Origin of the sequence: Actimicrobium antarcticum, from assembly GCF_039536745.1 — a bacterium.
GTDB classification, from domain to species: Bacteria; Pseudomonadota; Gammaproteobacteria; order Burkholderiales; family Burkholderiaceae_D; genus Actimicrobium; species Actimicrobium antarcticum.
The window spans coordinates 192,567-212,243 of record NZ_BAAAZE010000013.1 but is presented as its reverse complement, the minus strand read 5'-3'; the positions used below and the strand labels follow the sequence as shown (position 1 = coordinate 212,243).

At 56.2% G+C, this 19,677-nt stretch carries 22 protein-coding genes; 15 read left to right on the top strand and 7 right to left on the bottom strand.

Translation table 11 applies throughout. The features are described from left to right. Positions 1 to 72: 72 nt before the first annotated feature. Positions 73 to 540, bottom strand: coding sequence for a cache domain-containing protein (locus ABD720_RS16385; protein ID WP_344764867.1), 468 nt, complete (start codon positions 538 to 540; stop codon positions 73 to 75). 389 nt (positions 541 to 929) lie between these two features. Here ABD720_RS16385 and ABD720_RS16380 point away from each other — a divergent pair, with 389 nt between their 5' ends. Beyond that, the gene (locus ABD720_RS16380) at positions 930 to 1,502 is read left to right on the top strand and encodes a winged helix DNA-binding protein (RefSeq protein WP_344764866.1); all 573 of its coding nucleotides are present in this window, start codon (positions 930 to 932) and stop codon (positions 1,500 to 1,502) included. 28 nt (positions 1,503 to 1,530) lie between these two features. Here ABD720_RS16380 and feoB read toward each other — a convergent pair whose 3' ends face one another. Next, positions 1,531 to 3,318 (bottom strand): ferrous iron transport protein B, encoded by a 1,788-nt coding sequence (gene feoB, locus ABD720_RS16375; protein ID WP_344764864.1) that lies wholly within the window; start codon positions 3,316 to 3,318, stop codon positions 1,531 to 1,533. After that, positions 3,315 to 3,578 (bottom strand): FeoA family protein, encoded by a 264-nt coding sequence (locus ABD720_RS16370; protein WP_344764862.1) that lies wholly within the window; start codon positions 3,576 to 3,578, stop codon positions 3,315 to 3,317. The genes feoB and ABD720_RS16370 overlap by 4 nt, the downstream gene beginning before the upstream one ends. 369 nt (positions 3,579 to 3,947) lie before the next feature. On the opposite strand from ABD720_RS16370, the gene ABD720_RS16365 reads away from it, so the two are divergent. The 7 genes from ABD720_RS16365 to ABD720_RS16335 all read left to right on the top strand — a co-directional run bounded on the left by ABD720_RS16365 (position 3,948) and on the right by ABD720_RS16335 (position 8,634). Next, positions 3,948 to 4,418 (top strand): hypothetical protein, encoded by a 471-nt coding sequence (locus tag ABD720_RS16365; RefSeq protein ID WP_344764860.1) that lies wholly within the window; start codon positions 3,948 to 3,950, stop codon positions 4,416 to 4,418. 289 nt (positions 4,419 to 4,707) lie between these two features. Further along, positions 4,708 to 5,112: an EscI/YscI/HrpB family type III secretion system inner rod protein gene (locus tag ABD720_RS16360; protein WP_344764859.1), complete on the top strand. Its 405-nt coding sequence runs from the start codon at positions 4,708 to 4,710 to the stop codon at positions 5,110 to 5,112. A 3-nt stretch (positions 5,113 to 5,115) separates the two neighbouring features. Further along, positions 5,116 to 5,964, top strand: coding sequence for a type III secretion system inner membrane ring lipoprotein SctJ (sctJ, locus tag ABD720_RS16355; protein ID WP_344764857.1), 849 nt, complete (start codon positions 5,116 to 5,118; stop codon positions 5,962 to 5,964). Beyond that, the gene (locus ABD720_RS16350) at positions 5,964 to 6,548 is read left to right on the top strand and encodes a hypothetical protein (RefSeq protein ID WP_344764856.1); all 585 of its coding nucleotides are present in this window, start codon (positions 5,964 to 5,966) and stop codon (positions 6,546 to 6,548) included. Before sctJ ends, ABD720_RS16350 begins: the two co-directional genes overlap by 1 nt. Further along, positions 6,545 to 7,141, top strand: coding sequence for a FliH/SctL family protein (locus ABD720_RS16345; protein WP_344764855.1), 597 nt, complete (start codon positions 6,545 to 6,547; stop codon positions 7,139 to 7,141). The genes ABD720_RS16350 and ABD720_RS16345 overlap by 4 nt, the downstream gene beginning before the upstream one ends. Before the next feature lie 117 nt (positions 7,142 to 7,258). Further along, entirely contained in the window at positions 7,259 to 7,744 is a 486-nt protein-coding gene (locus tag ABD720_RS16340; RefSeq protein WP_344764853.1) for a CinA family protein, read from the top strand. After that, positions 7,744 to 8,634: an alpha/beta fold hydrolase gene (locus ABD720_RS16335; protein WP_344764851.1), complete on the top strand. Its 891-nt coding sequence runs from the start codon at positions 7,744 to 7,746 to the stop codon at positions 8,632 to 8,634. Before ABD720_RS16340 ends, ABD720_RS16335 begins: the two co-directional genes overlap by 1 nt. Here ABD720_RS16335 and pyrF read toward each other — a convergent pair. Next, positions 8,606 to 9,442, bottom strand: coding sequence for an orotidine-5'-phosphate decarboxylase (gene pyrF, locus ABD720_RS16330; RefSeq protein WP_344764849.1), 837 nt, complete (start codon positions 9,440 to 9,442; stop codon positions 8,606 to 8,608). The two genes, ABD720_RS16335 and pyrF, sit on opposite strands and share 29 nt — an antisense overlap. Positions 9,443 to 9,583: 141 nt before the next feature. Between pyrF and ABD720_RS16325 the strand changes: the two genes are divergently transcribed. The 7 genes from ABD720_RS16325 to ABD720_RS16295 all read left to right on the top strand — a co-directional run bounded on the left by ABD720_RS16325 (position 9,584) and on the right by ABD720_RS16295 (position 14,383). After that, complete coding sequence (locus ABD720_RS16325; RefSeq protein ID WP_344764847.1) at positions 9,584 to 10,189, top strand: LemA family protein; 606 nt, start codon at positions 9,584 to 9,586, stop codon at positions 10,187 to 10,189. A 5-nt stretch (positions 10,190 to 10,194) separates the two neighbouring features. After that, a complete protein-coding gene (locus tag ABD720_RS16320; protein WP_344764845.1) occupies positions 10,195 to 10,989 on the top strand; it encodes a TPM domain-containing protein in 795 nt (264 codons plus the stop codon). Further along, positions 10,989 to 11,498, top strand: a complete 510-nt coding sequence (locus ABD720_RS16315; RefSeq protein ID WP_344764843.1) for a TPM domain-containing protein — start codon at positions 10,989 to 10,991, stop codon at positions 11,496 to 11,498. Before ABD720_RS16320 ends, ABD720_RS16315 begins: the two co-directional genes overlap by 1 nt. Positions 11,499 to 11,783: 285 nt before the next feature. Continuing rightward, on the top strand, positions 11,784 to 12,416 hold the full coding sequence (locus ABD720_RS16310; protein WP_344764842.1) for a response regulator: 633 nt from the start codon (positions 11,784 to 11,786) through the stop codon (positions 12,414 to 12,416). Positions 12,417 to 12,475: 59 nt separating this feature from the next. Beyond that, positions 12,476 to 12,892: a response regulator gene (locus tag ABD720_RS16305; RefSeq protein ID WP_344764840.1), complete on the top strand. Its 417-nt coding sequence runs from the start codon at positions 12,476 to 12,478 to the stop codon at positions 12,890 to 12,892. 165 nt (positions 12,893 to 13,057) lie between these two features. Beyond that, complete coding sequence (locus ABD720_RS16300) at positions 13,058 to 13,915, top strand: Crp/Fnr family transcriptional regulator (RefSeq protein WP_344764838.1); 858 nt, start codon at positions 13,058 to 13,060, stop codon at positions 13,913 to 13,915. A 198-nt stretch (positions 13,916 to 14,113) separates the two neighbouring features. Beyond that, the gene (locus ABD720_RS16295) at positions 14,114 to 14,383 is read left to right on the top strand and encodes a GlsB/YeaQ/YmgE family stress response membrane protein (protein WP_344764836.1); all 270 of its coding nucleotides are present in this window, start codon (positions 14,114 to 14,116) and stop codon (positions 14,381 to 14,383) included. Between the two features lie 179 nt (positions 14,384 to 14,562). On the opposite strand, the gene ABD720_RS16290 is transcribed toward ABD720_RS16295, so the two are convergent. The 3 genes from ABD720_RS16290 to ABD720_RS16280 are packed head-to-tail and all read right to left on the bottom strand — an operon-like array spanning position 14,563 to position 19,672. After that, positions 14,563 to 15,141 carry a hypothetical protein gene (locus ABD720_RS16290; RefSeq protein ID WP_344764834.1) on the bottom strand — a complete coding sequence of 193 codons (579 nt, stop codon included), beginning with the start codon at positions 15,139 to 15,141 and terminating at the stop codon, positions 14,563 to 14,565. Positions 15,142 to 15,153: 12 nt separating this feature from the next. Continuing rightward, positions 15,154 to 19,002, bottom strand: a complete 3,849-nt coding sequence (locus tag ABD720_RS16285) for a pilus assembly protein (RefSeq protein ID WP_344764833.1) — start codon at positions 19,000 to 19,002, stop codon at positions 15,154 to 15,156. Positions 19,003 to 19,045: 43 nt separating this feature from the next. After that, positions 19,046 to 19,672 (bottom strand): hypothetical protein, encoded by a 627-nt coding sequence (locus tag ABD720_RS16280; RefSeq protein ID WP_344764830.1) that lies wholly within the window; start codon positions 19,670 to 19,672, stop codon positions 19,046 to 19,048. Between the last annotated feature and the right edge of the window lie 5 nt (positions 19,673 to 19,677).

Here is a 19,677-nt window from a genome sequence, read left to right as displayed (position 1 = left end):
AAGACGCCAGCTACTGACGCCTGCAACAACGACTGGTGACCGAAAGCCGGAACACTGGCTGGCGGAAAATGCTTATTTGTAGACGCCGCTACCGAGAATGACATCCCCCACTTTTTCAACGTAGCTGGCCTTTTGCTCCACCGCTTTTGTGACCGGATTAGGCCACTTGTAATCAACCCAGCCGTTGCCAGCCTTGCTATTGCCGACTTCGATGAAATTCTTGACGATGGCCTTGCCATCGGCATCACGCAAGTCGATCAGATTTTTACCGATCAGCTTCGCGTTTGCGCCGTGTGCAAGATTGGTACCGTCGCCGTTGGCGCTATAGGCAAAAATGTATAAATCCCGATCGACAAACGGCCCGTCCGGTTTGTTGAACTCGGCGAATGACTTCTCTTTCCCGTTTTCTTTCAGATAGGCTGCAGCCTTCTTGACCAGTGCGACTGCTTCTTCGCGTGACCCTTTTTCGGCTGCCAGGGCAGTGCCAGTCATGGTCAGTGCAAAGAGAGTCAACACCAGGCTTCTCAACAAATTTTTCATGGGGATTTTCCTTCATTTGAGGGTTGGTAAACATAGCGCATTGTTTGCGCCTTTTGCATCGTTAGAGCCAGATCCGGAGATTCGACCATCTCGATGCTAACGGACTGACTCGATTTCATCATGAGAGTTCATAAACCAAAGTACTTATTTGATCACCGAAGTCAGTGTTTTTTTTCGCCAACTCACCCCATGCACTGCCTTTTTTCTATTGAATGCGCTGTCATTTTGCCGATAAAGTACCGGCAACGTGCCAGGATTCCCGTCTCATGCGTTAACATGCAACAACTAAACTGCCTGGATCGTCCTGCCATGGATCAATCCGCAGTAACCCGCATGCGTCGATTTTATTCACGACATTTGATTAACACTTCGTACCGAACAGGATAGACATGACCAACATACCCGCAAAACCAAAAACCATCGACAGCAAAGCGGTCGTTCTGCCGCCGGCAAGGCAGGCAAAAATACCGATCGTGTCGTCCTCGCATCTGGCCTCGGGACGCAGTGCTGAACTGAGCGAGTTCGAATTCGGGATGATCATTGCCGGCAACGCATTCAATCGCTGGGCAGTGCGCTGTATTTCAGCGGTCGGCGTGAAAGACATGACGATTACCGATGTACTGGTTTTGCATCACATCAATCATCGTGCACGCGAGAAAAAACTGGCGGATATCGCCTTCATCCTCAACATCGAGGACACGCATATCGTCAATTATTCGCTGAAAAAATTGCAGGCACTCGGTCTCGTGAAGACCGAAAAACGGGGGAAGGAAGTGCTGTATTCCACCAATGAGCAAGGACAGGAAGTCTGCAAGCGCTATTTTGAAATTCGCGAGCAGGTACTGGTATCTGGCCTGACCGGCGACGGCACCGAGAGCTTCGAGCTGAGCGAACTGGCGCGTTTCCTGCGTATCCTGTCAGGCTTGTACGAACAGGCCGCGCGTTCGGCAACATCACTGTAAAGCGTCGGCAGGCAGGGAGCCTGCCGGACTAATACCCCAGCGCCCGTGCAGAGCGATAAAACACAAAGCTCACGACCCACGCCAGCGTCAACGGCCACACCAGGGCAAGCAGCGTGAACGACATGCTGCGGGACTCGGTACGAATGGTGGCGATGGTCGACAGGCACGGCGTGTAGATCAGCGTGAACAGCATGAAACTGTAGGCCTGCACCCAGTCGATCTGGGTCGCCATGGTGCTCATCAGCGCGCTGCCATCAAGTCCGTAAATAACTGCCAGCGAACCGATCACGATTTCCTTGGCAACGAAGCCGAAAATCAGCGCAATCGCCAATTGCAGGTTGATGCCGATCGGGTCCAGTATCGGTGCCAGACTATGGCCGAGCCAGCCGGCAACAGTGCCACTGCTGGCGGGTGCGACATTGGTTGGGAAATTGGTCAGGACGTACACCAGCACCACACCCAGAATGATGAATTTCGTGGCCCGATGCATGAAGTGATGCACTTCCTGCCAACCGCGCAGCACCAGTTGGCGCCATGTCGGAAAGCGGTACGGCGGCATTTCAAGTATGAAGGGTTCGCTGTTGACGAACTTCGATTTGAACAGCAGTGCGCTCAATAAAGTTGTGGCAAAACTCATCAGGTACAGGCTGAACAGCACCAGCGGCGCTTGCCGCGGCGTGAACAGCGCTGCGATGAAAAACACGAAGACCTGCAACCGCGCCGAGCAAAGCGAGAACGGTATCACCAGCATCGTCAGCAACCGCAACGGTCGCGAGCGCATCACGCGCGTTCCCATCAAGGCCGGCACGTTGCAGCCGAACCCCATCAGCACCATCACGAAACTGCGCCCGTCCAGCCCGAGCTTGGCCATCAGCGCATCCATCAGGAAGGCCGCGCGCGAGAGGTAACCGCTATCTTCAACGAGCGCCATGAACAGAAAAAACAGTACGATCAGCGGCACGAAACTGGCCACGGTGCCGACGCCATTGTAGATTCCGTCGAGTAGCAAACCAGTGATCGGCGCCGGCAGCCCTGCCATCAAGGGCTCAAGTGCCGAGGTACGAAAGAGTTGCAACAACCAGGCAACGCCATCCTGAACAGGCTTGCCAAGAATGAAGATGCCCTGAAAAAGCAGGAACATGATGAAGAAGAAAATCGGCATGCCCGCGACCGGGTGCAACAGAACCCGATCCATTTTTTGTGTCAACTGATCCGATGCGTGCGCGGGGATTTGCACCGAAGCGCCGACGATCTGCGCCATCGACGATTCCAGCTCGGCTTCGTTCAGCGGGCTGCTGGCAAGGTTGATGGAGACCGGCGGACGCGCGGTGCTCAGTGCCTTCTGAATCAGTTGGTAAGCGCCCTGGTAACCGTTACCGTATTTTGCGGAGACCAGCGTCACAGGACAGTCGAGCATCGTGGAGAGCTGCTTGGTGTCAATCGTGATGCCCAGTTTTTTGGCCTCGTCCGACATGTTCAGCAGCACCACCATCGGCACGCCGAGGTTTTTTAGTTGCAGCACCAGACTAAGCTGCCGTTCAATTTGGGCAGTGTTGAGGATCACCAGTGCGAGATCGACGGGATTGCTGGAGAGGAAACGGCGCACCACTTCCTCGTCCTCGGAAAACCCCTGCAGATCGTAAATGCCCGGCAAGTCGACCACGTCGACCATGCTGGCACCGATCAATACTTTTGCACCAAGCAGGTCGACGGTAATACCGGGCCAGTTACCCACCCGCGCTGAAGCGCCCGTCAGGCGATTGAAAAAAGTCGATTTGCCGGCATTCGGCATGCCCAGCAATGCAATGCGTTTCATGACGCTATCGACGCTCCGGCAGGAATGACCGCAGTAACTTGCACCCGCGCTGCTTCGGTTTTTCTGAGCATGATGTCGGTGGTGCCGACACGAACGTGCAATGGACCCGAGAAAGCCGCCGAGCGCAGCAATTGAACTTGCTTGCCGATCCGCAACCCCATTGCCGTCAGGCGCAGGTACAGCTCGTTTTGCGCATCCAGACCCGAAATCGTGGCGAATTCGCCGATGCGTAAGGTAGACAGGGAAAGAGCAGGATGCATGTGGATGCGCCTCAATGAGAATGGTTTGCATTATGCCACCAGCAGGGAAAAAAAGTAATCATGCTGTCGGGGACGAGATGGTGCCGACGCAAACAGGCATGAATGCTTTGGCAAAGAGGTACCTGCATGCAGTTCGGCAAACCTGATTCCGGGAGCCGCTCCGGTGAGCGCGCGAGGAAGCGGCGACGCTGGCGATAGTGGTGATCTAGGCGGCCATCCTGATTTACTTGTACTCAACCTTTTATAAAAACATTGGAACTGCGCGACAGCGCTTCGCCACAGAGTTTGTAATGGCGCTAACTATTAATACGTAAGCACCTCCGAAATATTCCGCAAATTTAGCGCTTCGACTTCAATGAGGTAGGTTATATGGACACTGTTAACGGGAGTTCACCGGTTGGGATAGCGCAAGTGTCACCGGCTGGAACTAGCGGCGAGCAGGTCCACGTCGCACCAGCGCAACCGGCTCCGATTCGACTGGGTTCATCACAACCTTTCAATGCACGACTTGGTGGCGGAAGCGACAACGGCGGTCGCAATCGCTTGCTTTCAGCCTGGAATAAAAACAAGAATTCGCAACCCAACATTACAACCGCCAATAACAAAACTAAAAAACCTGCTGGCTTACCCGCAACTAACAATAGCCAACAAGTCACGAACGTTCAAAATAGCAATACCAGCAACATTCCCACTGCAACCTCAGACCTGATCGCCGCATTTGGACAGAATCTTCGGCATGCTTTGGATATCGAGACCAAAGCCGCTGGCGACGTCGCAGCCCAGGCAGATGCACAGGCCGCACGCGCATCGAGATCATCGGACACCTGGAACAAGCATTAGTAGTGATCGCGGCAGCAAAAAATCCATTGACGCCATCACATCGTCGACATGCTGAAGGATTGCCGCGGACCAGGCGAATGGAGGGGCCGACGAAAAATGTCGGTAATTGCGGCCCTGACGACAAACTGATTAAATTTTTTGTCACAGCAATTTTTTTGATGTACCGCACTATTGGCAATACGCCAACATCATCAAACATGACGCCGATCAAATCGATCCGATCGCCGTCCACGCTACACCTCTACGCACTGCCCATCTGATTTTTACAGTCTTTTAAAAAGGCACCGCCATGGAATCCGTCAGCCCAGTGAGTCTTGCGCGTACTTCCCCCGTTGAACCATCGAATGTGCGGATCGAATACAACTCGCCCACTCGCGCCGATACGATGGCTTTCGAACAGGCCATGCAGCGCCACTTACCATCCGCGCCAGGCATAACCCCTGCCGATGCAGGATCAGACAAAACATCGTTGTCTGGTCGCATTGTCGGCCGGGCCACCGAACTGGCCAGCGAGGTGCAAAAGGATCAGCAATATGTCTCCAGAATGCTGGAGCATGCCACCCAGACCGGTGACCAGATGGTCATGATGAAGGCAATGCTGGCGCTCAACGATTATCAAAACCGCGTTCAGGTTGTTTCCAAGACCATTTCCAAGGCATCGACCTCGGTGGACCAGCTCACACGGATGCAATAAATCATGTGCCCTGTCCATCTCGCGCGACTCGATGCCATCTGTACTTTTCGTACAGCTACACGGTGGCTGCTACAGGCGGTCTTGCTCACACTGCTATGGGGTTGCAGCCAGATCGCCAATCTGGAAACCAATCTGCACGACACCGATGCCAATGAAATTGTTGCCTTGCTCAGGCACAACGGCATTGAGGCAAAGAAAGTCACCGCGAAAGAAGGCATAACGCTGACGGTACGCGAACTGGACGTCTCGCGGGCAACCGACCTCATGCGCGCCGCCGGATTGCCCAAGCGTTCGCTGTCGAATCTGGGAACGGTGTTCAAGAAGGAAGGCATGATCTCGACGCCGCTGGAAGAGCGCGTGCGTTACATCCATGCCTTGTCGCAGGAGCTGGAATTCACGTTGCAGCAATTCGATCATGTTGTCAGTGCACGGGTGCATGTCGTTCTGCCAGAGCGCATTGCACCCGGCGAGCCGATCCAGCCCTCGTCGGCCGCGGTGTTCATCAAATACACCGAACCGTTTGACGAGGACACCAACATTCCACGCATTACCAACCTGGTCGCATCCAGCATACCGGGCCTGTCGAGTATTGAAGGTCGCATGAAAGTCTCAGTCGTGCTGGCTCCTGCCGGCAAAGTACAAACCGGAATCGAGTGGGAGTCAGTCGGACCGTTCATGGTCCAGCGGGAATCGGCGGCAGGGCTGATGTGGGTCATGTCATTAATGGCATTCGTCGTCTTTCTGGCCTTGATCGCTGTGGCGTTGCTATTGCTGAACCGGCTCCCGGCAGGCAAAAAGCTCTTCGCTGCACTGGCACTGCGGTTCCCACGTAAAGCCAAGGTGGCCACGTGATGGTCACGGACGCCTTCATCGACTGGTGGTTTGCACCCTGGAACCATGCCGGTGAGGATGCGCCGCCCATTCCCGGCGACGATGCGGTCGGCAAGCGCGATGCCTATCGCAACTGGTGTGCGGAGGCGCATGTCGCGAGTGATTTTCCGCTGCAATTCGATCCGGCCTGGAGCATCGTCGCCGGCATCGAACAAGCGCAACTGCAGCACACGGCGAGTCTGTTCATGGGCTTGATTGCCGCACGCCAGCCAGACCAGTCGGTCCTGCGCAGTTTGCCTTTCGACGATCAGAAATGGTGCTTGTCGATTGCCGCCACGCAGCCATTGCAACCGTTTTCCGTGAACCATCCGCAGAGCCAGGACGACGTTCACACGCGCGGATTGGCGGAACTGGCGATCCGCCTGGAACAGGGGTTCCCGGGTCTCTGGTCACGCTTGCAGCTTGGATTGCCGCTAGCAATCCGGTCTGCTGTAGCAATCCGCATGCAAAATTGCTGGGCGGATCAGAATCAGATCGCCCGTTCATCCATCCGGTCGCAGCGCTGCTGGCGCTGGTGCCGTCAACGCAGCGAGGCCCATTCATGACATTCTGCATCGACACCATTGCGCATGACGCCGCCCTGCGGCCCGACCACGGCCTGTTGCGCATTGCCGCCCTGTGCGTCACGTCCGATGCCGACGCCAATGCGCGCCGACTCCATGATGAGGCGCGCGCCGCCGCCGACACGATCCTGCAGGAAGCGCATCAGCAGACCCGCCAGATCACCGAGCGCGCAGAGCAGCAGGCACTGGAACGCATGCGCGGTTTCATGGCGGCATTCGATACGCAGTACGCTGCGTTTTCGGAACGCTCGCAAGCATTGGTCATCCGGCTGGCGCTCGGTTTATTCGATCGGCTGATCCTGTCGATCACCGACCGCGAGCGCGTCGAGTCGCTGGTCAAGCGACTTGCGCTGGAAGCACCGGCAAAATTGAGCGAAGCCATGCTGCACCTGCATCCGTCGGATATGGCGCATCTGCCCAACCCTGAATGGCCAGTCAAAGCCGATACCGAAATGGCTCCCGGCACGGCCTTGCTGGTTGCCTCCAGCGGCGAGTGGCGCATGGAATTCGATGTCGCTGTTGCAACGCTCAAGTCGACACTGCAACGTGTTGCCGACGAATCGGTGCCACCCTGACACGCCCGCGACGCGCTGTCACGACACCTTCACGAGTGGTACAGTTGATCTGTCCGGAATGCGCGCGACTTGCATTCCGGAGGCACCCGAATCAGCGAACCCAAGGAGCTCGACGTAATGGACACGATCATCGATCTGGCGGCGCAAACTGGCCAGGCATTGCAGCAACGCGGACTTTTACTGGCAACGGCGGAATCCTGTACTGGCGGCGGCGTGGCCCAGGCCATCACTGAAATCGCCGGCTGCTCCGAATGGTTTGATTGCGGTTTCGTGACCTACTCGAATGCTTCAAAAATTGACTTGCTGGATGTGCCCGACGCACTCATCGCCCAGCACGGAGCGGTCAGCGAAGAGATTGCCGCGGCGATGGCCGAAGGCGCACTCGCCAGCAGCAATGCGCATGTCACGCTGTCGACCACCGGCATCGCCGGCCCCGGCGGCGCAGTGCCTGGCAAGCCGGTCGGTACTGTGTGCTTCGGCTGGTCCAAAGGCGACCTCACGAAAACCGAGCGACGCGTCTTTGCGGGTGACCGGGCGAGCGTCAGGGAACAGACCGTCGCCTACGCGCTGCAGGGATTGCTGCGTTTCCTGGGACCGGCCTGATGCTGGAAAATTTCCGTACCACCCAGTTCGATGTCAACGGCGTAACGATCCATTGCCAGCATGGCGGCAAGGGTCCGCCCCTGCTCCTGCTGCACGGATTTCCGCAAACCCATGTGATCTGGCACAAGATTGCGGATCGCCTGGCCGAGCACTACACACTGGTCATGCCCGACCTGCGCGGTTACGGAGATTCCTCAAAACCACCCGGCGAAACACACCACGCCAATTACGCCAAACGGGTGATGGCGCAGGACATGGTCGATGTCATGCACGCGCTCGGTCATGCGCAATTCCTACTGTGTGGACACGATCGTGGCGGGCGGGTCGCGCACCGGCTGGCACTGGACCATCCGCATGCAGTACAGAAGCTGATGCTGATCGACATTGCGCCCACCCGCACGATGTACGAAGCCACCGACAAGACCTTTGCGACGTTGTATTACCACTGGTTCATGCTGATCCAGCCGGCACCGCTACCAGAAACCCTGATCGGCAACAGCGCGGATTTTTTTCTGGACACCACACTGGGTGGCTGGGGTTCGGGCGGCACGTCCTTCATAGACCCGGCCGCGATGGCGCAGTATCGGCGCTGTTTTTGCACACCTGCCGCGATCCATGCTGCCTGCGAGGATTACCGTGCCTCAGCCGGCATCGACCTTGAACATGACCGCGAGCCCGGCAAGATCAGCTGCCCGTTGCACCTGATCTGGGGCAAGCACGGCGTGGTCGGGCGCCTGTTCCATCCACTTGAGGACTGGCAGGAAAAATCGACTGCCAGCGTCACCGGCGTTTCTTTTACCGCCGGGCATTTCATTCCGGAGCAATCACCCGACTTGCTGCTGACCGAGATGCTGACTTTTTTCAGCCAGCACCAGCACGATAGCGATTGATTTCGTCGCGGGTAGCCAGCGCGACGCGCTGCGCTGCCTGCGCAAAATCTTCGCCCGTTGCCGGATCCGGCGTCGCATACAAAATTGCCCGCGACGAATTGATCATCATGCCGCTGCCGTCGGCAGTTTTTCCCGCTGTTACCGTTGCCTGCACATCGCCACCTTGCGCGCCGATACCCGGCACCAGCAATGGCATGTTGCCGACAATGGCGCGCACCTGCGCGAGCTCGTGCGGAAAGGTCGCACCGACGACCAGACCACACTGACCGTTGCTATTCCACTTCTCGGCCACCAGACGGGCGACGTGCTGGTACAGCGGCGTGCCATCAATCTGCATGAACTGCAGGTCCGAGCCGCCCGGATTGGAGGTGCGGCACAGTACGATCGCGCCACGGTCCTTCCATTCCAGGTAGGGTGCGATCGAGTCATGGCCCATGTACGGATTGACGGTGACGGCATCGGCGCCATAGCGCTCGAAGGCTTCGCGTGCGTACTGCTCGGCGGTGGCGCCTATGTCGCCACGCTTGGCGTCGAGCACGATTGGCAAATGCGGATAGTGCGCACGCAGATACTCGCAGATGGCTTCGAGCTGGTCTTCGGCTCGCAACGCGGCGAAGTACGCAATTTGCGGTTTGAAGGCGCAGGCCGATGCGGCGGTTGCGTCAATGATGGCAATACAAAACTGCAGGATCGCATCGGGCTGGTTGCGCAGATGGACGGGCAATTTATTCAGATCGGGATCGAGGCCGACGCACAAGAGCGAATCATTGGTATGCCAGGCTTCGTTGAGTTTTTTGATGAAAGTCACGACAGGATCCGGGAGTGTTAATGCGCGCATTGTAGCGCGGCCCATGGGAGCGTTAGCCTGTCATCGCGTCAAAATGACACCTTGAGTTCGTTTCCATAGTTTGCTACCGTTGTTGTCACTTTTCACTTCCGGAGCGATTACATGTCCATGTCCTTGCGCGCAGTCTTCAAATGGTTGGTCATCAGTTTTTTTGTATCAACACTCAGCGCCTGCGGTTACAACGAATTCCAAAGCAAGGATGAAAGCACTCGCGCTGCCTGGGCCGAAGTCGTGAACCAGTATCAGCGTCGGGCCGATCTGATTCCGAACCTGGTCAACACCGTTAAAGGCTATGCCTCGCACGAACGTGAAACACTGGAAGCCGTCACCCGCGCGCGCGCCGCCGCCACCAGTTTCCAGATCACGCCAGAGGTGCTGAACAATCCGGAAGCCTTCAAGAAATTCCAGCAAGTGCAAGGCGACCTGTCTTCGGCGTTGTCGCGCCTGCTGGTGGTGTCCGAAAATTATCCGCAGCTCAAGGCAGATATCGGCTTCCGCGATTTGCAGTCGCAACTCGAAGGGACTGAAAACCGGATCACGGTGGCACGTCAACGGTATATCAAGACCGTCGAGGAATATAACGTGCTGGCACGCAGCTTTCCGACCAACCTGACAGCAAAAATGTTCAGTTACGCTGTCAAGCCTTCCTTCACGGTGGATAACGAAAAAGCCATCTCGACCGCACCCGCAGTCAATTTCGGCAAGTAGTGAAGATGCGGTCCCTGCATTTTTTGTTTGCTCTGATGCTGGCCTGTTGCCTGCCTCTGGCTACGGCACAGGAACTGGTCGCCGTTCCCGGACTGACAGGTCATGTGGTCGATAAGGCAGGCATGCTGGCAGCGCCAGAACGGGCCGCTCTGGATGACATGCTGTCTCAGTACGAAGCACGTACCGGCTCCCAGATTGCGGTGCTGCTGATCCCCAGCACAGCACCGGAAGCCATCGAGCAATACAGCATCCGCGTTGCCGACGCATGGAAACTCGGCCGCAAGAATGTCGATGATGGCGTGATCTTGCTGGTTGCCAAAGACAATCCGAAAGCATTGCGTCGCTTGCGCATCGAGGCGGGACGCGGCGTGCAGGGCTCGCTGACAGACCTGCAATCGAAACGCATTTTGCAGGATGTGATGGCGCCATTTTTTCAGCGCAATGATTTCAATGGGGGCCTGGCTGCTGGCGTGACGGCGATCATGGCGCTGCTGGACAAGGAACAATTCCCTGCCCCCCCTGCCGGCGCAGAACCGGCAACGGTCCAGAACGAGACGCCGGCTTCCTGGTTGCCGTTCTTGCTGCTGGGTGCATTCCTGTTGCTGGGCATGTTCAGACGAAGCAAGCGTGGGCGCGGCGGCAGCAATCTCGGCAATAACAGTTGGGGCAACACCGCCGGCGTCATCCTTGGCAGCCTGATCGCCAGTGGCGGCTCGCGCGGTTCGGGTGGTGGTTCGGGTGGCGGATTTTCTGGCGGCGGCGGCGGGTTTGATGGCGGCGGCGCCTCGGGAGATTGGTGATGCATTTGCTGAAACGACTATGGCGCCATGGCCTGACCACCTCTGCTGCAGGACGACGGGCGTTTCCACCAGCGACGCTGCGTGAAATCCAGACTACGATCGCCGGGGGTGAACGCGTCCACCGCGCCGAAATCAAAGTAATCATCGAAGCCGCATTGGATATGATGGACGTGCTTGAAAAAAAATCTGCGCGTGAACGTGCCCGCGAATTGTTTTCCGAATACCGGATCTGGGACACGGAAGAAAATTCGGGCGTGCTGCTTTACGTGAACCTGGCCGACCGCAAAGTGGAGATCATCGCTGATCGCGGCGTTAATACACTCCTGACGAGAACAGACTGGCATGCCGTATGCGCGATGATGACAAGCGGATTTGCCAGTAGTATTTTCCACGATAGTGTCATCGCCGCATTGAACGAATTGAACCGACTACTGCAACAGCACGCGCCCAGTCACAGTGCGACTGACAGTGGCGGCAATGATCTTTCCGATACGCCAGTGATGTTGTGACAAACGACCTGGGTGCCATGGGATGAACACTGTCACCAGCTTCCGTCCGCCCCATCAACTTGCCTGGCATCGATAGCAAATCGCCGACCATACATTGACGTTTATTAAACATCGCCGATCCATAACCAGTAGCGATAAAAAACTTACTGCAGAAGTAACGCGCTGAACCCTGAAAACTCTCTACAATCTGGCCCATGCGGAAAATGCAAGCAACTGTTAGTACAATTCTTTCTTTGCAATCAACCCTCACGCCGACCTTATTCGTCAGCCAGCATGTAGCCCACTATGATTAGAATTCTGGTAGTCGATGATCACGCAGTAGTCCGTGCAGGCGTCCATTATTTTGTTGACGATATTCCTGACATGGAAATTGGCGGCGAAGCCGGCACCGCCGAAGAGGCGATACGCCTGATTCGTGCCGAGGAATGGGATATCGTCGTGCTGGACATTGCAATGCCCGATAAGAGCGGCGTCGAAGTACTCAAGCAAATCAAGCGCGAAAAACCGGATCTGCCCGTACTGATTCTCAGCATGCATCCCGAAAATCGCTATGCGGTCCAGATCCTGCGCAGTGGCGCCAGTGGTTATGTCCAGAAAGAAGCGCTCGCCACCGAACTGGTGAATGCGATCCAGACCATCATGCGTGGCCATAAGTACATCAGCTACGCAGTGGCCGAATTGCTGACGATGGATCCTGACATCAACACCCAGAAGCCGCTGCACGAAACACTCTCGGCCCGCGAATACGAGATTTTCTACAAGCTCAGCCAGGGTGAAGGCGTCACCCGGATTGCCGATGAACTCTGCCTGAGTGTCAAGACCGTCAGCACTTACCGCGCGCGGGTATTGCAGAAAATGAATATGACCAGCAATGCTGACATTATTTATTACGCCATCAAGCAAAATCTGATCGACTAAACCTTCGTCGACACACAACGACGCAGACCACCGCCTGGATGCATGACAAGGACACTCCATTGAATCAACCGCTGTCACCACCACTACAGATCTTTTTGATCGAAGACTCCAGCCTGGTGCGTGAATTGGTCATCGAAAGTTTTGCAGAAATACCCGGCGTGCTACTCGCCGGGACTGCCGATTCTGAGGATGACGCGTACGCTCACCTCACTGTGCAGCCTTGCGATATTCTGATTCTCGATATCCAGCTTCGCCAGGGAAACGGCATCAGCCTGCTACGCCGACTGGGCAAGCCCGCAGCAGAGTCACGTCAAATCAGAATCATCTTCAGTAACAATGTCAGCAAAGGCTATCGTCGACTGGCAGAGCAACTCGGGGTGCAATTCTTTTTCGACAAGACTTGTGAATTCACCCAGATGCGCAGCTTGCTCGAGCAACTGGGTCTGGGCGGCAGCGCAGATGGTATCGCTGGCTAAAACAGGAACCTGTAAAACGAGCATCACGACGCCTTACATCAATTCCCTTGAAGTGTTTCCTGTCGGTGTAATCCCACACGGAAATGGGTGATGCGCTGATTAGAAAATCTTGCTCTCTCTGTAACCATGGCCCATCGAAATTCTCACCATCAAGAGGAGATACGCATGGCACAGGGACTCAACGTTTGCGCACCAAAGACACTGAACGCACGAACCACCGTGGGCAGTATCGACAGTTTGAAACATGCCGGCCGCGACCCACAGCGTACGGTCACGCGCGTGGCAGCCGCGGTCCGGATTGCCGGACTGTATGGCCATAATCCAAAACAGAACAACTTGCTGTCCGGCCTGCCGTCAGAGGACTATGAACGTATCCTGCCGCATCTGGAATTGATTCCCATGCCACTCGGCATGGCGGTATGCGAGGCCGGCGTCGAAATGGACTATGTCTATTTCCTGACCAGCAGCATCGTCTCCCAACTCTACGAATCACGCGACGGCACGGCAACGGAAACTGCGGTAATCGGCCACGAAGGCATCGTTGGTGTGACGCTCTTCATGGGCGGCGGAACCTCGCTCAATCGTGCTGTCGTAAAAAGCGCGGGGTACGGATTCCGCATGAAAGCGAAAGTATTGAAGGACGAGTTTTACCGCGGTGGCGCTTTGCAATCATTGCTGCTGCGTTACACCCAGGCTCTGCTTACCCAAATGTCGCAAACGGCCGTCTGTAACCGGCACCATAGCGTGGTACAGCAATTGTGCCGCTGGTTGCTGCTGAGTCTCGACCGTTTGCCGTCGAATGAAATGAGCATGACGCAAGAACTGATCGGCAACATGCTAGGCGTGCGACGTGAAAGCGTTGCTGATGCCGCGGGCAAACTGCAAGACGAAGGCTTGATCCATTACACCCGTGGCCATATTTCGGTCATGAACCGGCCCGGACTCGAAGCCCGTGTCTGCGAGTGCTATGCAGGTGTCAAAGCCGAATACGATCGCCTCTTGCCAGCGTCGAACAGAGTCTGATAACACAATGCCGACATCGCTCGGGCATTGATGCAAACCAAAGGCACAGCGACCGTAACACACGATGATCACTCGACGGCAAGCGCGAACAGCTTGGTCTGAACGCCCGGCATCCTTGAATCAAGGCTAGGAAAACCGGACAAAGGACAGCGACTCGGCCGTCGAACGTGTTACCTGAACCCACCTGAGGAGAAATCGATGAACTTCATTATCTGGATCGTGATCGGCGGCATTCTGGGATGGCTGGCAAGTATCGTGATGAAAACCGATGCACAGCAGGGCATGCTGCTCAACGTCATCGTCGGTATCGTCGGCGCCCTGCTCGGTGGCTGGATGTTGGCGCCGCTGTTCGGTACCGGAACCATCAACATGAATGATTTCAGTATTACTTCCTTGTTGGTGTCGTTTCTCGGGGCGCTGGCGCTGCTGGCCATAGTCAATTTGCTGCGACGAGGAAAAATACGCTAACAGATGGGAATGCCGGGAATGCCGGAGCGACAAGGGGAAGCAGCCAGGACTGCTTCCCCTTTTTTATTGGAAACAGCGCCGCCGGCAGCTGCACAAGATGCCCATGCTGATCGCACTATTGATGACAGCTCGGGCTCGCCGGGCTCACCGGAACGTCGTTGCGGGCACGCTATCTGGCCTCACTCCGCCAGTAATTCGACGTCGAGGTAGGAATATCGATCCACGCCATCGAGCCGTCCTGGCAGAAACAAGGTTTCCTGGAACATCGTCGCGACGCTCAATGCAAACTCCGTATCCAGTTCACTAACGTCGAGTTGCTCCACCCTGCTCACCTGACCAGAGGGTGCGACGTAAATCCGCAATCGTATGGGCAAGCCGGACACTGGCTTGACGCCGATCCGTTGCAAGTCGGGGGCGGATACCGGCGTGGGTCTGCGTTCCATCATCACGGACGGCAAATAGACAGGATCAGTACCTGGATCGGCGGCTGCACTGTCCGTCGCGACGTCTGCAGGCAGCGAGACATCACTGATGGCCGGCGTGCTGCGTTGTTGAGGCGAAACCGAACCCGCCACGGCATGTTGCAACGGCTCCTGCAGATCAGCCTGGCCGGACACCAGACTGACCTGCAGGAGCGGCGCTTCCAGCCCCTGCCTGGTCGTAACAGGCAATGGCACTATCACCAGAGCTGCCACTGACAGATGCAGCAGCACCGCCCCGGCGATCAACATCGCTGTACGGAAAAATCCGGGAATCACCGCAGCCGCATGTCAATTTGCCGTCGGCAATTCACGCCAGTTGAGTTTTTTGATGACGCTGGAAACCCGATCCGGGCCTTCGATATTACTCACCTGCAGCTGGTTATTCCCACCGAACAGTTTTATTTTCCCGTTGAGATTGGCGAAGCTGAGGTCGGTCACCACACCGCCCAGTTTGCTGGAAAATGCAATCTGCGTGCTCACCCCCGTGGCATCCGTGGTGGTCAGTATGCTTTGACCAGTACCGAAGTTGACGGCAAAAATCCGGTTCGTCCCCGACGGATTGCAGGCGTCACCATTCGGCAGGTTGGCGGCAAATGCCACCACACCATAGTTGACCGTCGGATTGACATTGATGCGCTCGGCAACCCTGTTTGCGTTCTGTGACAGATCGAAATACCAACCGAGCGGATTGGCCGGTGCCGAGCCAATTCCCGTGAGCAGACTGGTGTTGGCATTGAGATCTGCGCGTCCAATCGGAAAGGATTTACCTGTCGGCAAAGTGCTGCTGGTGTAAAAGTTGTCGATCCCTCCATCCGCAATCGCATAGAACGATTGAATCTGACTGTTCGCAATGTCGCTGTTGTCGAGCAAGCGACCTGTTCCGACCAGCACATAGCGTTTTTTGGAATCGGGCTGCAATTCAATGAGCGGTCGTGTGGTCACTGGCTGCACCTGACCTGACGGATCACGTAATACAGCGATGCGTTGCGGCGCGGAATAGCTTCCGGTCGTTCCACTCAAATCGAGACGCCAGACGTTCCCGTTCAGGTCGCCGGCATAGACCGCACTGGCTGTTCCATCGGAAAAGTCCGGCGTGTAGCCAGAGGCGTAAGTGAGTCCGGCCTGCGCCGAGGAAGAACCAAATCCGGTCGAGATTTTTTCCAGCAACGCGCCATTGGCAGGGTTGATGATAAAAAAGTAGCCAACGCCATCGGCATTGTTATACCCGGAGGTCAAAACGACGACCCAGCCATATTTTTGGGTTTTGAAGACATTGGCATCGCCATACGAATACCCCATGTCACTGTCGGTGAATTCCCAAAGTACCTTTTTGGCGAGTTCGCCTTCAGAGGTCCAGGCCGACGGATCAGTGACATCGATGGCGTAATACCCCTTGCCACCTTTGCCCAGACCGCCGATCAGGACCGAACGCCAGTTCGGTGCTGCGCTCTTGGTACCGCCGGTCCTGGCAAGATCCATATCGAATACCGCAGGTGTCTGGTCGACCAGATTGTGATGCACGAAATTCGGCGTGCCGAGCGAAGCCAGCCCTGATACAGGCCCGCTGGTCAAGGTACCGTAAGCAAAGCTCGGGACATACGCGAACAACTCCGTACCGCCTCCGCCGCTCTGCGATCGCGTGCCATCAAACGCATGCATCATGCCGTCGTTGGCACCGACATACACCACGGTCTTGCGATTGGCGTACGCAGTACGGAAGGCGCCAAAACCTGGATTGGTGCTTTCGGTCAGGATGGCTTCCGGCGGGCCTACTGCGGTCAGTTTCGAGTTCACGATATCGCCCAGCACGGTAGTCCGATTCCGATACACGCCATTGGTTTGCGCCAGCTCGCGGGTTCGGTTGCCACGCAGATAAGCAAGATAATTGACGGCCGACTGCGACGCTGTCGGCACGCCGGCTACGTTGGCGAAGGTCGCATAGTTGGTACGCAAATTCAGGATGCTACTCAGCGCCAGATTGATATCCTGAAAAGGCAGACCGGCTCCGGTAATCGTGCAGCAGGTGACGATTTTGCGCGACGCTTGCGCGTCAAGCACGTTTTTGGCATTCCACTCAACCGTGTAGGTCGGATTGCCGAGCGCATCGAAAACCGCACTGTTGCCAATGACATCACCAGACCACGATGCGGCGTCATATTTCGACTGGTAACTGGCATTGCCGGCGGTATTGACCCGGGCAGATGTGGAGGAAAATGCGGTGGTGGCTTCCTGCAGCTGGCTGGCAATACTGGCGAAAGCGGTTTGCAGGCCAGCGACCATTTTGTCGGCGGCACTGGCATCGTAATAGTTGTCTGGACGCTTGTCCGCGCCATAGGTATCGGCATTGTTATGCCACATCGCGTCTGTCAGCGGGGTCGTCGTGGCGCCGACCGTCAGCACGTTCGTCGTATTGGTCGTTGCATACGGCACGAACCCAGTTGGTACCTTGAAGCCGCCGTATTTGGTGGCCAGATAAAACTGGTTTTTGGCGGCGTACCCTGACTCCAGCACATCGAGCCAGAATGTGGAGACTGTCTGGATGCCGGTCTTGCTGCCATCCGCATTTTTAAAATCGCCTGGCCGTATGTCGCTGGTATGCGCATCGTAGGCGATTCCCGCCATGAAATCGGTAGGCTGGGTCCCGCGCGGGAGCACGTACGAACCAAGGTTGGCAAGCCCTTCGAGCTTGCCCACCATGTCGGTGGCAGTTTTGACATTGATACTCGCGTCTGCCGACACTTCGGACGGCATGGCTGGCTCATTGGTACGAATCGTACTGCCGGGCAAATTGGCATCGCGATGGGTGTTGGTGTCGCCGATACCCAGAACAAAGTTTTTTTGGCAGGAATACAAGATCGGATCGACCCAGTTGGTCACCACGGGAAAGCCATCCTTCCACGTCGCATTTGTACCCGCATTCCCACTCAAGGCTGAATACGAGGCAACATTTCCCTGATTCTTGAAATACCGGATCGCCGCATAGTACATTTCGCTGATCGGATCGTACGTTTTGTAGCTACCCGCGTCCTGTCCAAATTTGTTCAGGTAATTCAGCACGCCACTATTGGTCACGCCACTGGCAGTGGCATCGGAGGCATCAGGATTCACCAAAAATGTACCGTCTACCGACGACCATTCTGCCGCACTATTGGCGCTTGTTGGCTGACCAGGAACTGGCTTCATAGGGCCAACAAATTTCATTGGAGCACGTAAAACTCCGCCGTCTCGGTTGATGTTACCGTCATTAAGATAGCCAAATGCACCGTACCTGATCTTGGTGGCATATTGCTGCAACAATCCTTCCGGTTTGTAATTGCTACCGTATTGCCTGCAGTTGTTTTCGATACCGGGCGATGGTTTGCACACCTGAACGCGCATCACGATTTGATAGATCACCGTGGAGTCGGCAAGTAGCGCATCTTTTTTGCCGAGGTAGGAATTCTGACCGGCATAGACGACTGGCACCCCATTGGAAGGAAACGCACTCCCGGATATCCAGAGTTTATTGCCCAGACCCCATATCCGGCTGTTAACCGAAGCAAAATTGAACGGCGTCGCTCCAGCAACCGCGACCGTATCACTGTTTGACGTCGGCACCCTTTTGACCGGAGCGTTAGCGGATTCCGAGCCTTGTGTCGATCCCCAAGCTTTTTCCAGAATTGTCAGGTTTGCGGTATCGACATCACGATACCCGCCAGTCAGTGCGGCACGGAATGAATCGACCGTTTGCATCGATGCCCAATTGAGCCAGTTACCGCTCCACAACGATTTACTGGAAGAACTTACGCAGATATGCGTGGAAGACAGCACGCTAGGTTCGAAATAACTGCTGTCCGGCGTGGTCGAGTTATAGAGATAGCTGTAGCATTTGTTCGCATCAAAATAGCCCAGGTAGGTACTCGCTGCAGCATATGGTGTCGATGAAAATTTATACGATGAACTGATCGCAGTCGGAAATTCGACCGACAGCGCCAGCAGCAAATTGCCCGGCACCACACCGGTGGTCGCCAACGGCTGGTCGGCCAGGTTGACCACGCTCTGGGCGAACCCGAACAACGGCACCAATGCAAGGACGGCAAGGCAGCAGGAGCGTTGCAGAAGCCTGGCTGCCGCTTGCATTTCAAGGCGAATTGTCATGATGAACTCCTGTTGCCCGGCCTCAGACCGAAGGGATGATGCATTACATTGAAATGGTGGATTGCACGTAGGTCTGCGTGTTGCGCGGCCCGGTCACGCGGACACTGATCCGATACACCGGCAAGCTGTTTCCGCCTGCGCGCCTGATGTGCACCGTGCCTGCCTTGTCCTGACCTAGCGCCGAGATCGCGCAGTTCACGGTGCTTGAGGGACCTGCGCTGGTACACAATCGATCGATCACATAGCGCACCGTGACACCGGCAGTCGCATCGGTAATGTCATCACCGTCCATGCCGGCAGCAGTCCAGGCCGCATCACTGACAAGAATGGCCGGAATGCCGTGGCTGTCGGAGGCCAGTGTCGACGCTGAATAATTATTTGCCAGCAGATTATTCTGGCGCGTCGTTTCCGATGTCAGCGCACCGCCGACCTGCAAGGACGACATGACCGTGGCCACGCCACGTTCCGACTGATTCACCAGGTCACGTTTGAAGGCCATGTTTCCTGCCAGCGTGAGCGACGTATCGAGCGAACGTACCAGCGCAACACTGGCAATGAGTAACAGCACCACCGCAAGCAGCGTGAACAGGACAATGACGCCCTTCTGCCGTGACGGCAAACGGAGTGGGCGGTGACGACGTGGCAGCGGCGGATGCGGTAACGGATGCATGAGCG